We start from the raw sequence: 15,612 nt of genomic DNA on the forward strand, positions 1-15,612 counted from the left end.
TCAAAACCGGCTATTGCCTGCCAGATGCTGACCTTTGTTTAGGCCCTGTCATACAGTAAAAACCCGCCAAACAGGCGGGTTAGGTTTAGACTGCGTCGGCGGGAAAGTGCACGCCGGTTTGCTTACGTATCTCGCTCAAAAGGTTTGCCACCGTGAGTGAGTGCTGACTTGTATAAGGTCCTTTGTGCTGGATGCGCTGTGCAAATGCCTCGGCTTCGTAATACATGGAGTTTTCAGCTTGGGGCAACTCGATATGCTCTACCTCACCATTAGAATACTGGATAGTAAGTCGGTCGCATTCGGCGATGTGTTCTATGATGATGCTGCCTTTTTCTCCTTGGATCTCGCTGGCAAGGTGACTGTTTGTCACCTTAGAGTGAGAGATGAGAAGATCAAAGTCTGGGTAGGAAAGGATTGCCGTTCCATGCCCATCCACTCCAGAAGGGAGAAGGTGAGCACTGGCTAACACCTTTTGTGGTCCGCCAAATAAGAAAACCGCCGCCGCAATACAGTAGAAGCCGATGTCCATGATTGAGCCATTAGAGAAAGCGGGATTAAAGGTATTGGGGTTTAAGCCATCCAGATACTTTTGATAGCGGGATGAGTATTGGCAATAGTTAAAGTGCGCTTTATGCACCTTACCTATTTTCCCTAAATGTGTGTCGAGCGCCCTAAAGTTTGGCAAGAACTGCGTCTTGTACGCCTCAAGCAGCACCACATGGTTGGCCCTAGCCACCTCCATCATTTTTATCACTTCATCTGGGGTAGATGCCAAGGGTTTTTCACAAACAACATGCTTTCCATGCTCCATCATGACTATCGCTTGCTCACAATGCAGTGAGTTTGGAGAAGCGATGTAGACAGCATCGATCTGTTTGGCTTTGGCTAAGCTCATTAAATCGTCATATAAGGTTTCGACCTTAAATGGCTGGGCAAACGCTTGTGCCCTCTCCAGTTGACGGGAATAGACCGCCTTTAGGTTGAAGCATCCGGTTTCGTGGGCGGCTTGGACAAACTTTTCTGTTATCCAGTTAGTGCCAATCACAGCAAGATTAATCATTTTCAAGTACTAATTCAGAGTTTAAATAGGAAGTGAGGTAGCGTGCGACGGCATCATCGGCGTGGTGCCCAATGGCTTTTAGACCCGGCATAGCTTTAGTCAGTCTAGGGTCAGCATTGCTGGTGACTAGGCTACAACCGGCTGCTTTCAGCATGGAAAGATCGTTCATGCTGTCGCCAAAGGCTAGGGTGTGTTTAAGTTCCACATTCAGTTGATTGGCCAACAAGCGCAGAGCATTACCCTTGGAGTCTTGTTTGGCATTAAACTCCAGAAAATGTTTGCCTGATGAGGTGAGGGTAACATCATCAGCAAAGCGCTGCCGGCCTAGGTGCGCATACTGCTCCAAGATGGCTGGGTCACCACAGGTGACAAAGATTTTCAGGATATTCTTCAGTGGTGGTTTGCGTATATCGAACCGTTCTGGGGTAAAGCCAGTTTGCTGATTTTGGCCTGCCATCAAGGGCTCAATATCAGAGCAGAGCCAAGCTCGAGAATTGTATAAATGTACCCGAATATTGGGCTGGTTCTCGAATAATGCGATGATCTCGGCGCAAAGTGCTTCATCCAGGAAGTTTTGATAGATAACACTCCCATCTGGCGCGTGGATGCAGGCGCCGTTTGAGGTGACCATAAAGGCCGGTATGCCCACATATTGGTGCAGTTTAGCCACATCCAGATGGTGTCTACCAGTGGCAAACGCGAAATGGATGCCGTGCTGGTGGAGTCGCTCAAGACAGCTTTTGCTCCTTTTAGATAATCTGTGCTCTGCGTTTAATAAAGTTCCATCTAGGTCTGAGGCAACGAGTCGAAACATAGCTTCTCCTTAGCCTAGACTGACGTTGATAACCCCATGGGAACGTATGCGCTCTATCCATGTGGCTGAGTCTGAATCGGTTGGCATCTCAACCTCTACCTCATATTCTCGGCCGATCTCTTTAGCCTTACCTTGACCAAAATTGTGATAAGGCAAAACCTCTACCTTTTGGATGTTGTTATAGGCAAGGGTTAGCTCGGATATCGCCGCAAGGTGCTCATTACTTAGGTTGTATTCAGGAATGATGGGGCAGCGCAGAATAACATCGGCGTTGAGCTGATTAAGCAGGGCCAGATTTTCGTCGACTAGGCGACGGGTCAACCCGGTCAGCTGTTTGTGGGCTTTATCACCGGTAGCCTTGTAATCGAACAAAAATAGGTCGACAAAAGGAGCAATGGCTCGATAGTGATCGGACTTGGACGCGCCGTTGGTTTCAATGCACACATGCAGTCCGTGTTGTTTACATTTTTTCGCCAGTGCCAAACAAAAATCAAACTGCTTTAGCGCCTCACCACCTGAGAGGGTAATGCCACCGCCCGATTTATCAAAATAGACCTTGTCTTTGATGACTTCATCAAACACCTCGTCCACCGACATGGTTTTACCATAGATCTTTAATGCCCCATGAAGGCAGGCATCGACGCATTTCCCGCAGGCATCACAGGCGTTAAAGTCCACTAGGTGTCGGCCATTGGCGTCAAAGGAGTGAACGTCGTTTGGGCAGACTTCAACACAGCTTTTACACGAAGTGCACTTTTGCTCTGAAAAAGAGAGCTGTTTCTGTACCGACAGAGACTCTGGGTTGTGGCACCAAACGCACTTCATCTGACACCCTTTTAGGAAGACGGTCGTGCGCACACCGGGTCCGTCATTCACACTGAACTTCTGGATATCAAATATCACACCATTCATAACTTAATAACCTTGAGAAAAGAGCCCGCAATAGAGCGGGCTATAAGTGGATTAATCGTTAAGGGTACGATTCAGGATTTCCAATTGAACATCTCGGTCCAGGTTGACAAAGCGAGCACTGAAGCCGCCGACGCGAACCACTAGGTTAGGGTATTGCTCAGGATTGTGGTAAGCCGCTTCCAACTCACCTTTACCTACCACGCTGACCATCAGCTGTGGTCCGCCTTGCTCAAAGTAACCGTCCATCAGGGCTTCTACGATTGGACGCTTGCCGTTGAACATGTCCTTACTGAACTTAATATTCTGTACCGAACCTGCGTGCACGTCTGCTGTTAGCTTAGCCAGTGAATTCAACATCGCCGTTGGGCCGTTTTTATCGGCACCACTTTGCGGGTTGTTGGCGTTGCTCATGTAGACGCCACGGTGACGGCCATCGGCAGAGGCACTGGTTGCACGGCCCCACTCGGTATTTACTTGGTTGTTGATGATAACCACTAGGTAGCTGTCCATGCCCACTTTCGCGGCGGCATCTTTAATGCCGTTACAGATGTACTCGTGCATCTCTACTGCGATGTCATCAATGTAGGCATCATCGTTACCAAATTTTGGTGCCTGAATAAGGTCGTGCTTCATACGGTCGTAGCCGTCGAAGTCCACTTTAAGAGCCTGAATTAGCTCGGTATAGCTGTATTTCTTATCCTCGAAGATAACCTTTTTGATAGCTGCTAATGAGTCATAAGCATTTGAGTTACCATAGGTTTCGTTGGTGCCACCTAGCTTGTAAACGCCACCGTCAAGCAGGGCCTTGCTACGGCCGATACAGTCGTCAGTCAGGATGCTGGTGAACAGATAACCTACCTGCTCATTCATTACCTGATAAGAGTAAGATTGTGCTTCAGAGGTGATCTTGATGTAGTGATCAAGCAGGTCTTTGTAGTTCTGCATCACATCATCGAAGCTGGTGATGGCGTCTGGTTGCAAAAGTGGTGTCCCGCCGCTCTTGTCTTGTCCATCCCAGAAATCAGTGCCGCCAGTTAGGGCAATGTTGAGGATCTTAAGGATGTTGATACAGGTGTTTGGCGTCCCTACGCTCATACCTGATAGAACAAACTCACCGCAACCAAAAGGCACATATTGCTGCGCATCTTTCTCTGAAATCTGCATCGACTTCATTACAGCCGGCACGTTTACATCATCGTTATAAAGAATAGGGTAGGTAAGACCCTCACCGATGGCTTCTAGCGCGTCCGAGTAGACTTCTTCACTCATGCCTTTATAGATACGCAGGGTGAACTGTGGCTCTGTGTCCTTATTCTCGCGCACCGCTTGAATGGAAAGTCGGCAGTACACGTCTGCGGTTTCTGGGTTGCGACGCCCGACACCACCAATGATAACGCGGCCATTAACCGTGGTCTTACGCGACTCGATCAGGCGATAGTGTGAACGAATGTAGTTGATGGCTTGGCGCTCTGTGATTCGGCCCGATTCAAGATCTGCCACTAAAAGGTCGCCAAGGTAGTCATCCATGCGGCCAAAATTCACTACCCCTGAGCATAGGCTGTATAGCCAAGTCAGTTGAATGCCCTCTAGGAAGGTTTTTGGTTTTTCTTCGCGCACGGCGCTTAGGGCATCAATCAGGTCGCTCATCTCTTGCTTACGAGTGAGTTCTGAGGTCTGCTCCATCTCCTTGGCACACAGTGTAATGTGATGGTCGATAACGTTTTGTACAATTGCGAATGCCGATAGGAATGACTGGTGCAGTGATACTGCCTTGTGGTCACCGACCGCTTTTGCGCTAGACAGCTGGTCATTAATGATCGCCTTCATACCGTTAATGCCATTATCTACAAGCTTGTTGTAATCAAGATACATACCGCTTAGGCGCGCTGTTGCAATCGCAGGGTAATTCACATCTACAAACTTACCAAGGGTAGTCTCGGTCAAGGTTTCTTTGAAATAGATTGAACGGGTATCGTGCTCTTTCCAGTATTCGAGCAGGGCGTCAATACGTGCGTGCTCGCTGTCATTGAGCTCGTCTTTTAGCTGAGCGAGTTTGTCAAAGTTGCAGTAGTGACCTACTCCGCCCACTGAGGTTACGCTACCAAAACCGATAGGCAATGCATCTAGGCGTCCAACGACTATGTCTTCCTGTTCAATTTGTCTGAACAGAACCGGGTAAAGCTCAGCCAAGCATTTGGCTTCACGCTTGTAGATATCAGACTCAGATTGGTGAGCCTGGGTGTACGCCTCCATGATCTCAAGCTGCTGAAGCAGCGGTTTTTCACATGGAATCTTCTTGTTTACATCAACCTGACTTGGGTTGTTTTCAATTTTTGATGACATGATTTGGTTTCCTCTGGAAGTATGGGTACACCTTAGCCAAGTCTCTAAAATATGTAAATACAAGTTGCATGAAAAAGCTTAAAAAAAGTGGGGTTTTAGGCTTTTATAGCAGATATTGAGTGGTTAAACTGGTTAATCTGTAGTGACAAATGGCTGGAGAGTAGGTTGGCTTTAGAGAGTCATACAGTAATCGCGCTCTGAACCAGTCAGGATACCTCCGTTGTGTGACGGGCTCAGTTTTGGTCGGTATCGATTAAATAGGGCGATGTCTTCCAGATCCTTTGAGCCATCCCTTCGCCAAGAATCAGTTTGCCGTTTGTTGTGTTTCTGAATAAGCGGTTGGGTGCTGATAGTTTTACACAGATGTTTAACGCAACACTCAGGGTACTTGTCTTGGTTATTTCTCTTCCTTGTTTAATCGGGTTTGCTTAAACCGTGCTTAAATTTAGTTGGGTGAAGAGGTTCTTTATTTGTTATTACAAGTTTGGCTGTTTCTCAGCTGAAGATAGCAAAATATTATGTGATTGAGTTAGCAAATCCCTATGAATCAGGGGGACATCAAGCAGTCAAATAGCGAATTTGTGCACTGCAGAGGCTTGGGTTAGCTGCAATTACAAAAGTCAGCACGAAAACCTGTTTTTACAACTGTTTTTGGGTCTTGACCCTATTGGTGACCGAGTTATCAAAAACAGCCAAATATGCAGGGTTAAACCTTTAACCTATTTTTGGTATTTGGGGGCTTAAAAAAAGGTGATGTCAATCACATATCCCCCGAGATTTTAGGCAAATCAGGGGTTTGTGTGTGGTTAAACTCTTTTAGCAAATTGAGGCCTGCGGGTGGGCAAGATATCGTGATTCGCAAATAAACCTAAAGAGTTTCGGAAGTGACAATGACATATCTAACTGGCAAAGCGAATTACGACAAATTCCCACATATTGAAGTTAAGGGCCATGAGTCTCAAAGCTGGCAAGGCTGGAACAGCATCTGTGATGCTATTGCCACCAAACTGGCGGGTAAAGAAGACAGCAAAAATGTTCTTATCATTGATATGTACCCAGGTGTTGATAAAGGCTCTGTTATCAATGCCATTGAATCAAGCTTCACAGACGCACTGATCGTAGACTCAGAGGTGGCAAAATTGCCGGAAGAGCGCATCATAAACATGATAGAGCGCAACCTTACTGATGACCGCGTGTTTGGCTTTATGGCCCCACATAAACTAGAAGAGTTCTTCGATGGCGACAAGTTGGCTGAGTTGCAATCTCAGGTTAAAAACGCCACCAATAACCTAACTATAGTTATTGGCCCGGGTGCCACATTGGTACACGAGGGTGACGTCCACGTCTACGCTGATCTAGCTCGTTGGGAGATCCAACAACGCTATCGTCGCGGTGAGATTGGTAACTGGGGTGTAGACAACACGGAAGAAGATATCTTGCGTCGTTACAAGCGCGCCTTCTTCATTGAGTGGCGTGTATTCGACCGCTTTAAGACACCACTGCTCAAAGAGACGGATTTCTTACTTGATACCAATGATAACAGCACACCAAAGCTGATCACTGGTGATGCACTGCGTGCTGGTCTGAAGCAATCGACTCAGCAACCTTTCCGCCTTATCCCATTCTTTGACCCAGGTGTTTGGGGTGGTCAATGGATGAAAGAGGTGTGTGATTTAGACCCTTCAAAAGATAACTATGCTTGGTGCTTTGATTGCGTTCCAGAAGAGAACAGCATGTGCTTGAAAGTGGATGACGTTATCGTTGAAATCCCATCTCAAGACCTAGTATTAATGGAGCCTCGTGCTTTGTTGGGTGAAGAGGTCCACGCTCGCTTCGGAGCAGAGTTCCCAATTCGTTTTGACTTCCTAGATACGATGGAAGGCCAACATCTAAGCCTTCAGGTGCACCCGTTGACCGAATATATCCAGCAAGAGTTCGGCATGCATTACACCCAAGATGAGAGCTACTACATGCTGGATGCGGGCGATGATGCAACGGTTTATCTAGGCGTGAAGAACGGCGTTGATCCAGATGAAATGATGGAAGATCTGCGTGCGGCGCAGCGCGGCGAGAAGTCGTTTGATGATGAGCGCTTTATCAATCAATTCCCGGCGAAAAAGCACGATCACTTCCTGATCCCTGCGGGCACTATCCACTGTTCAGGTGCGAACTCTATGGTACTTGAGGTGAGTGCAACTCCTTATATCTTTACCTTCAAATTGTGGGATTGGGACCGCGTTGGTCTGGATGGCTTGCCACGCCCTGTACACCTTGACCACGGTAAAGAGGTGATTCAGTGGGATCGCGATACCGATTGGACCAAAGAGAACCTTATTAACCGTATCGAGTTTATCGAAGAAGGTGACGGCTGGATCGAAGAGCGCACTGGTCTGCACGAGCGTGAGTTCATCGAAACACGTCGTCACTGGTTCAGCAAGCCAGTCACTCATAAAACCAATGGCAACGTGAACGTGCTCAACCTTATTGAAGGTAAAGAAGCCATCGTTGAGAGCCCAACAGGTGCATTCGAACCTTATGTTGTGCACTACGCTGAGACCTTCATCGTACCAGCATCGGTGAGCGAGTACGTTATCCGTCCTTATGGCGAGAGTGAAGGACAGCAAGTGGCTACGTTGAAAGCCTTCGTTCGCGTCTAGGAGGCCAGGATGTATCTAGGAATAGATATTGGTGGCAGTCACGTGAAATACGGCCTGGTGAGTGATCACCAGGTTCTATTCTCCGCTCAGTTTGCCTCTAAGACAATGACACTCAATGACATCCTTGGAGAGCTTGAGCAGAGAGTACATAACGGCTTTGCTGACCAAGGTATCGCCCTAGAGGCGCTGCAAGGTGTGGCTATCGCGCTGCCGGGCATCGTTGATTCAAGAAAAAACGCCCTGATTGCCATTAATAAAAAGCTTGAAGAGGCGGTAGGTTATGACTTCGCCTCTTGGTCTGCAGACTGTTTTGGTGTTCGAGCTGAACTGTTCAACGACGCCAAGCAGGCATTGATGGGTGAGGCTATCTCTGGCTGTGCTCAAGGCTACCAAGATATTTCTCTGGTCATCATAGGGACCGGAATAGGCACCGCTGTGATGATGAATGGCAAGGTACTGCACAGCCGCAATCATGTGGCGGGCAATATCGGCGGACACTTAATCGGCCATGTAGGGGGCCGAGAGTGTACCTGTGGTAATCAGGGGTGTATCGAAGCCTATGCCAGTAACTCTATCTTGAACGAATACCTAGAGGAGCGAGGTGTGGTGCTGGAGGGTATCGAGTTCGACGGCCCCGTGGATTATAAGGTGATCTTTGATCATTACCACAGCCACCCTGTCTGTCAGCAGCTAGGCGATGAGCTTATTGCCCACTGGGGAAGTGCGGTGATCAACATGCTTCACTCTTATGACAGTGAAGTGGTGGTGCTAAGCGGTGGTGTATTTAACTCCTCAGTCAACATCCTAGACAAGATCCAAGACTACGTATCAGAGCGTGTGTGGCTACCTAAAGGCAGCTTTAAGATCATGCTCGCACAGAAGCCAAGCTATTCAGTCATGCTTGGCGCAGAATCAAAAACAAAAAATTACTTCATGTAATCCGGATAAATCATCATGAACACTACAATTTCACAACTGGCTAAAAAATGCCGCTCTTGGTTAACCGAACAGGCGCTGCCGTTCTGGTCTGAGCGTGGCTTTGATTCGTCAACCGGCATTTTTGCCGAAGAGTTTGAGTACAAAACGGGTGAATCCCTGGCTTCTCGTAACCGCTTTCGCGTGCAAGCTCGTCAGGCTTTCGTATTCGCTCACGCTGAGCAACTAGGTCTATTTAACCAAGCCAAGGCAGCGGATACCGCTATCGCTAAAGGCTTCGACCAATTCAAGAATGATGCAGGTGAGTTCATTTTCTGCATCAACAGTGAAGAGAACGCGAAAGATGATGTAAATGCTTATGAGCATGCGTTCGCGCTGCTTGCCTATGCGTGGCACTACAAGGTATCAGGTAGCGCAGCCTCTCTAGAGCAGATGGAGAATACCTATAACTGGATTAACACCGTACTCAAAGATGAGCAAAATCTGGGCCTTTTCTATTCACGCACCGAGCGTGAGTTCAAATCTCAGAACCCGCACATGCATCTGTTTGAGGCCTTAATGTCATGCTATGAGGTGACTCAAGACAGCAAATGGTTAGCGCGTGCAGAAGAGATCTACCAACTGTTTAATAACTACTTCCTAGAAGATGACAAGATGCGCGAGTTCTTCGATATGGAGATGGGCACCTCTCATCCAGCCTGTCAGCATATCGACCCGGGTCACCACTATGAGTGGATCTGGCTACTGAACCACTATGCACACCTGTCGGGCAAGTCTCTTGGCCATCAGATGAAGGCACTTGAGTCTTTCGTTAAGCCTAACGGTCAAAATGCGAATGGATTAGTGCGTGATGAGATGCATCAAGATTGGAGTGAGTATCGCAACACCTCTCGTCTATGGTGCCAAACTGAATACCTAAAAGCTCAGATTGCCCTGTTTGAGCAGACTCAAGATGAGTCTTATATCCCTGAAATCGAGGGTGCAGTGAATCGCATCTTTGATGTCTATTTTGCCCCTGCTTTCCCTGGCGGTTGGGTTGATCAGGTGGATGAGCATGGAGCACATGTCTCTAAGACCGCACCGGCGAGCACCTTCTATCACATCTATGTGGCATTTACAGAATTATTAAGATTGAGCAATAGCATGAAAAAAGAAACCATCCCTTCATTTAATTTCGTTACCGGCAAGATCGACGGTGAAAACGTGATTGCAAAGAGCACTATCTTGTCTTCTCTAGAGGGCATCTTTAGTGATACTGAGGCGTTCGCCAAGCTCGATCCGAACAAGGTTATCTATAACGTAGAAATGGTGGCGGCTGAAGAGAAAAATGGTGAGTTGCACTTTGGTGTGTCTCATATCGAACCGGGTACGGTGGGTAATGAGTTCCATATCACTCGTGGTCACATCCATAAGGTCGAAGAGCAAGCGGAATACTATTTCGGTATTGCAGGTAACGGTCTACTGCTACTTCAAGATGAGGCAGGCGAGGTTACCTATCAAGACGTGTATCCGGGTAGCGTTAACTACATCACAGGCCATGTGGCGCATCGCCTAGTGAATATCGGTGATGAGAAACTGTCGGTGATGGCGGTATGGCCTGCAATTGCTGGCCACAACTATGCATTCAACAATGGCGAAGGCTTCAACGCACGCGTATTCAAGACAGAAACGGGTTACGAAATCAAATAATCCAGCAAGACCTGTGGGACTCCCCTGAGGGTCCCACAGGGTTGGATGACCTCTGATTTGAACCGAACCCAGATTTTTAGGATTTCCTATGGCGTTTATTGAAAAGAATCATGACCTTAATCTTCCTGATTGGGGGCCTTACTCAAAGAAGTACGCGGGTGTTGCTCACATCGCAAACCCTGAGCGCGGCCTGCGCTTTGATGTTTCTATTTTACCTGGCCACTACCGTCGCCAGATGTTGGTACCCAATGAAAAATGGGCATCGGCCCATCATGCGTGGGAAGCCTCACCGTATCTAGAGTACTATTCCTACCGCTATGAGATTGAGTGGAAGGACAAGCTTTATTGTGACGTATCGGTGTCGGAAGCGGGTGATAACGCGCGCCTGATCCGTGCAGAATACGTGAATAACACCGATGAGATGCAGAACCTGATGCTGCATTTGGCGGCAAACCTGAACTTCCCTGCGTTGCCGGGTCAGCCTGATGTTGAACTGAACATGGCTAAGGTGTCGCTGCCTAAAGGCGCTGTTTGGCTTGATGCTATCGAATACAGTGACCTGACATTCGCTAAGCCAGAGATGAAGGACATCAATACCGAAGATGGTCGTTTGCGTGGTGAGGTACGGGTTCACGGCGTGGTTGGCGGCAGCGCAGTAGGTGGCGGCTTTGGTGCCCATGAGGGTGATATCGCGACATACAAGTTTACTCTAGATAGTGCTATCTCAGAGGCAACACTGGTGGTTCGTTATGCCGCTAAAGGCACAGCGAGTCGATTCAATTTGAGCGGCGACGCTTCTGCTGCCATAGAGCTGCCAGATACCAAGGGCAAGTTCACTTTGGTCAGCGTGCCTCTAGGCGCATTGGATGCAGGTGACAATACCCTGACCCTGTGTGCGACCGGTGAGGGAGCGCTTACTCTGGATGGTTTGGTGGTGTGCGATAGCCAAGCATCAAGCGAGGTAGTGTTTGAGGATGAGGTTCGTCATCACAAACCAAGTATTGAGCAGGTTGCCGATAACGCAGTGATTCTGAAGTACGAAGATTCAGACTACTACTATGCACTGGCATGGCGTCACGAAAATAGCTGGGTGCGCGAGGTATTCAGTAACGAGCTAGACAGCACCTTGCGTCTGTATGTGCCGAACAACTATGCAAGCGTGTTGGTTCCTTATAACTATGAGGGCATTGCCGATGAAGAGGCGGAAGAGCTAGGCCACTTTACCAACGCCTTTATGCGTCCTGTGATGGTTAACCCGAATGGCTCCAAGGTGGTTTACTCGCAAGTTTCTTGTGGTGAGAGGGAGAAGGTTACCCAAGACATTCAGGCCTTCCTAGCAGCAGAAGAGCAAGCACTGGAAGAGGTATATCAGGCCGCTCGTGATAAGCGCGTGAAGCCTAAAGTGTTAAACAGTGGCGAAACCTATCGATTTAGCCAAGAGAGAATGGCGGCTACTGAGCTTTTGAATATCGTTTACCCGGTTTATACCCGTAAGCAATATATTCGCCACAACACACCGGGTAAGTGGTGGGATTCTCTGTACACTTGGGATTCTGGTTTCATGGGCATGGCGCTGCTTGAGTATGACGTAGACCGTTCCATCGATAACCTGAATACCTATCTGGTACCAGAGAACGACACTCACTGTGCTTGGGTTGCCCACGGCAGTCCTATCCCAACTCAGTTCTTCCAGTTTCAAGAGATTTGGAACAAGACCAGTGACCGTGACTTCTTAAAACAAGTGTACGCGAGCCTGAAACATTACTACCTCTTCCTAGCGGGTCGCAGTGAGGGTTCAAACACCACCAATATGAAATCTCGTATGGTGAGAACCTGGGATGTGTACCGTTGGGACTCAGGTGGCTGGGATGATTATCCACCACAACTGCATACTATTCATAATGAGTTGTTCGATACAGTTGTTCCGACCGCGAATACCGCCTATATGATTCGTGGCGCTAAGATCCTTGCCATGGCAGCTCAAGAGCTAGGCCTAGAGAGTGATTTAGCCCTGTATCAAGAAGATGTGGAGAAGTTCTCTGAGGCACTTCAGGTTCATGCTTGGGACGAAGAGGTGGGCTATTTTAGCTACGTGACTCACGATGAGCGGGGCAATCCGACCGGGCCGCTGCGTCACACTGATGGCACTAACTACAACATGGGCTTAGATGGTGTAATGCCACTGATGGCGGGTACGTGTAGCGAAGAACAACAAGCTCAGTTCCTAGAAAGACTGCAATCCCAAGACAACTTCTGGACCGACATAGGCATCACGTCCGTAGATAAATCGGCGCCTTATTACAAGGCAGATGGTTATTGGAACGGGGCTGTATGGATGCCACACCAATGGTTCTTCTGGAAAACGGCCTTGGATCTTGGAGAGGTTGAACTTGCGCACAAGATTGCGAGCACCGCCTTGAATCTATGGAAGAAAGAAGTGGAAAATTCATATTACTGTTTTGAACACTTTATCGTTGAGTCTCAAAGAGGTGCGGGTTGGCATCAGTTTGGTGGCCTATCTTCACCTGTGGTGGCGTGGTACTCGGCGTATCACAAGCTAGGTAAGCTGAGTGCGGGCTTTGATGTCTGGGTTAAGACTCAGACCCAGAACGACGATTGCAGCTACTTTGAAGCGGAACTGGCGCTAAATGCTAAACCACAAAGTGCCACGCTTCTGCTCAACCTAAAAGAGGATCAAGAGTATCAGGCAACATGGAATGGTGATGATATTCCTCTCGCGGTTCTTGAGAGTGGCACCTTGCAGCTCAGCCTGCCACAAGGCGCTGAACAAGGACAATTGATAGTGAAAACACGTTCTTAATATAAAGGGCCCAGTGGGAATTTATTCTCACTGGGCCATCATCGTTAGTTGGAAAAATTATGAAAGTTGTACAGTGTTGGGATGATGGATTAGTTAGCGATATACAACTGATTGATATTCTCAAGAAATATGATGCGAAAGCGACATTTAATATAAGTGCCGGATTGAACCAGACTTCGAGACAAGCGTTATGGTGTTATGAAGGCACGGATGTTGTTGCCCTTGCCAGAGGTGAGCTTCGAGACGTATATACAGGTTTCGATATTGCCAATCACTCATTATCTCACCCAAACCTAACCACCCTTTCAGAAGAGGACGCTTATTATCAGATATCTGAGAATAAGCGCGTGCTTGAATATATATTCGGCCGAGAAATAAAAGGATTTTGCTACCCCTTCGGTGGTGCGGATGAAAAGGTTAGGGATATAGTGGCGCAATGCGGTCATACCTATGCACGAACAACTGAACGACAAGATTCTCAACAATTTGGCGATGATAAGTTTTTACTAAAACCTAACTGTCATTTCTTAGACCCTGATTTTTGGGACCTGTATGAGAAGGCCAAGGAAGAGGGCGTGTTTTATTTCTGGGGGCATACCTACGAAATGAAAAATGACGCTATGTGGCTTGATTTTGAAGAAAAAATCAAAAGAATAACGGAAGACGAAGATTCTGAGTGGGATTCGGTCTTTAACCTCTACTAAATAATAAGTATCCGAAATATGAAAAAAGTAATAATAAATGTAGATGATTTTGGGGTATGCGAAGAATACAATAAGTACGTCAAGGAACTGATAGATAACGATAAGGTTTCTAGTGCCTCAATTCTGGTGAATCGAAATGCACAGAGCGCCCAAGACGCACTTTTATTTGCCCAGCAGTGTAAGAAAAACGTGAGCTTTGGTCTTCATCTTGATCTGAGTGATTATTTTCAATTTGATGCTCTCGGCCTATGGGGAAGAGACGAAGAGCACATTATTGAAGAGTATCGCGAGATCATTGAAGAGAAGCGCACTGATATTCGCTTGGATATCGAGCAACAATTTAAAACCTTTGCCAATTATAATGTGCCAATCTCGCATCTAGATGGGCATCACAATATCCACCTTTTCCCTGAAATTAGGGATATCTTATTACCCATAATGCTGGGCTATAACGTTCTTAAATGTCGATTTTTCGACGACTTTTATCTAAAAAGTGAAAACCTAGAACAGACTCAAAACTTATATCAGGCACTTGGCGTGAAGACCCCAAATAATCTTATCTTTGGGGTGCCAACTGAAACGAATAAGTTCCTTATCGATGGGGTTAATGAGGTGATGATCCATGCCACCTTTGGCACTGAGCAAGGGGGCACAGAGTTTGATAACCTGATGACAGGCCAGTGCTTTAATGAGGCTGAGCTTATCACCTACTACGACATCTAGTGAGGTAGATATGCAAGAGTTAGATTTATCTCGCCTGATCACTCTAGAGGCCTTTCCCATGGCGCAGCTAGGTCGTACTAGACGGGTTCAGGTCTATCTGCCAAAGGGGTATACGGAGTCTAATCGTTCTTATCCCGTGATCTATATGCATGATGGGCAGACCATATTTGATGGCGAAAATGCCTTTGGTGGACGTAACTGGCATGTGCACTCCAGCCTAGACCACTTCTTTGATGACCAAAGCGGTGTGATCCTAGTGGGAATTGACAATGGCACGGAACATAACGGTTTGTGTCGAATGTACGAATACTCGCCATGGCCTATGGATCAGGCCTTTGAGCTGCCTAGCTGGGATCCTGCGGTTAAGCAGTCCGGTGGACAGGGTAAGGCGTATGTGGAGTTTATCGTCAACGAGCTTAAGCCTTATATTGATGCCAACTACCGTACCCAGTCCCAGCGAGAATTCACCGCGATTGCCGGCAGCTCTATGGGTGGATACATCAGCTTGTATGCAGCATTGGAACATCCGAACACCTTTTCTAAAGCCGGTGTCTTTTCGCCTGCGTTGTGGTTTAACGAACAAGAAATGTTGGCTTATCTGAGTAAGGCTGAACCGCAACAGCCAACGCAGATTTATCTGGATATGGGTACAGATGAAACCAGTGACCACACTCTCGAGTTCGAGAAGATCTATCTGGCGGGTGCGGAAAAACTCAACGCTGTTTTGAGTGAGAAGCCTTTACTGGACCTTAAGTACATTATTGGCGAAGGAGATAAGCACGACGGTGATGCCTGGGGCAGGCGTTTTCCTGAAATGCTTGAGCACTTCTACGCCGATTAAGGCCTTATCGCAAGTTTGCGTTCTAGACCTCCTGTTATTTGCCTTGTGGGTAGCAGGAGGTTTTTGTTTGTCTTAACTTCGCCGATTTACTCACTATTTACGGTCAAATAGC

At 47.5% G+C, this 15,612-nt stretch carries 11 protein-coding genes; 7 read left to right on the plus strand and 4 right to left on the minus strand.

The window, feature by feature from the left end; genetic code table 11:
• Positions 1–85: 85 nt before the first annotated feature.
• From Pcarn_RS17000 to Pcarn_RS17015, 4 genes are read right to left on the minus strand one after another with little or no spacing between them, the layout of a single operon-like run.
• Entirely contained in the window at positions 86–1,060 is a 975-nt protein-coding gene (locus Pcarn_RS17000) for a Gfo/Idh/MocA family protein (protein ID WP_261837116.1), read from the minus strand.
• Positions 1,053–1,874: a Cof-type HAD-IIB family hydrolase gene (locus tag Pcarn_RS17005; RefSeq protein ID WP_261837117.1), complete on the minus strand. Its 822-nt coding sequence runs from the start codon at positions 1,872–1,874 to the stop codon at positions 1,053–1,055. Before Pcarn_RS17005 ends, Pcarn_RS17000 begins: the two co-directional genes overlap by 8 nt.
• A 9-nt stretch (positions 1,875–1,883) precedes the next feature.
• Entirely contained in the window at positions 1,884–2,786 is a 903-nt protein-coding gene (locus Pcarn_RS17010) for a glycyl-radical enzyme activating protein (protein WP_261837118.1), read from the minus strand.
• 51 nt (positions 2,787–2,837) lie between these two features.
• Complete coding sequence (locus Pcarn_RS17015) at positions 2,838–5,129, minus strand: pyruvate formate lyase family protein (protein WP_261837119.1); 2,292 nt, start codon at positions 5,127–5,129, stop codon at positions 2,838–2,840.
• Positions 5,130–6,019: 890 nt separating this feature from the next.
• On the opposite strand from Pcarn_RS17015, the gene Pcarn_RS17020 reads away from it, so the two are divergent.
• The 7 genes from Pcarn_RS17020 (at position 6,020) to Pcarn_RS17050 (ending at position 15,500) form a co-directional block, all read left to right on the plus strand.
• Positions 6,020–7,786, plus strand: coding sequence for a class I mannose-6-phosphate isomerase (locus tag Pcarn_RS17020; protein ID WP_261837120.1), 1,767 nt, complete (start codon positions 6,020–6,022; stop codon positions 7,784–7,786).
• 9 nt (positions 7,787–7,795) lie between these two features.
• Entirely contained in the window at positions 7,796–8,725 is a 930-nt protein-coding gene (locus Pcarn_RS17025; RefSeq protein ID WP_261837121.1) for an ROK family protein, read from the plus strand.
• Positions 8,726–8,740: 15 nt separating this feature from the next.
• Positions 8,741–10,411 carry an AGE family epimerase/isomerase gene (locus Pcarn_RS17030; RefSeq protein ID WP_261837122.1) on the plus strand — a complete coding sequence of 557 codons (1,671 nt, stop codon included), beginning with the start codon at positions 8,741–8,743 and terminating at the stop codon, positions 10,409–10,411.
• A gap of 88 nt (positions 10,412–10,499) precedes the next feature.
• Positions 10,500–13,232 (plus strand): MGH1-like glycoside hydrolase domain-containing protein, encoded by a 2,733-nt coding sequence (locus tag Pcarn_RS17035; protein ID WP_261837123.1) that lies wholly within the window; start codon positions 10,500–10,502, stop codon positions 13,230–13,232.
• 59 nt (positions 13,233–13,291) lie between these two features.
• Positions 13,292–13,936: a polysaccharide deacetylase family protein gene (locus Pcarn_RS17040; RefSeq protein ID WP_261837124.1), complete on the plus strand. Its 645-nt coding sequence runs from the start codon at positions 13,292–13,294 to the stop codon at positions 13,934–13,936.
• 18 nt (positions 13,937–13,954) lie between these two features.
• Entirely contained in the window at positions 13,955–14,659 is a 705-nt protein-coding gene (locus tag Pcarn_RS17045; protein WP_261837125.1) for a ChbG/HpnK family deacetylase, read from the plus strand.
• A 10-nt stretch (positions 14,660–14,669) separates the two neighbouring features.
• A complete protein-coding gene (locus Pcarn_RS17050; protein WP_261837126.1) occupies positions 14,670–15,500 on the plus strand; it encodes an alpha/beta hydrolase in 831 nt (276 codons plus the stop codon).
• Positions 15,501–15,612: the final 112 nt, after the last annotated feature.

Origin of the sequence: Vibrio ishigakensis, from assembly GCF_024347675.1 — a bacterium.
Taxonomy (GTDB): domain Bacteria; phylum Pseudomonadota; class Gammaproteobacteria; order Enterobacterales; family Vibrionaceae; genus Vibrio; species Vibrio ishigakensis.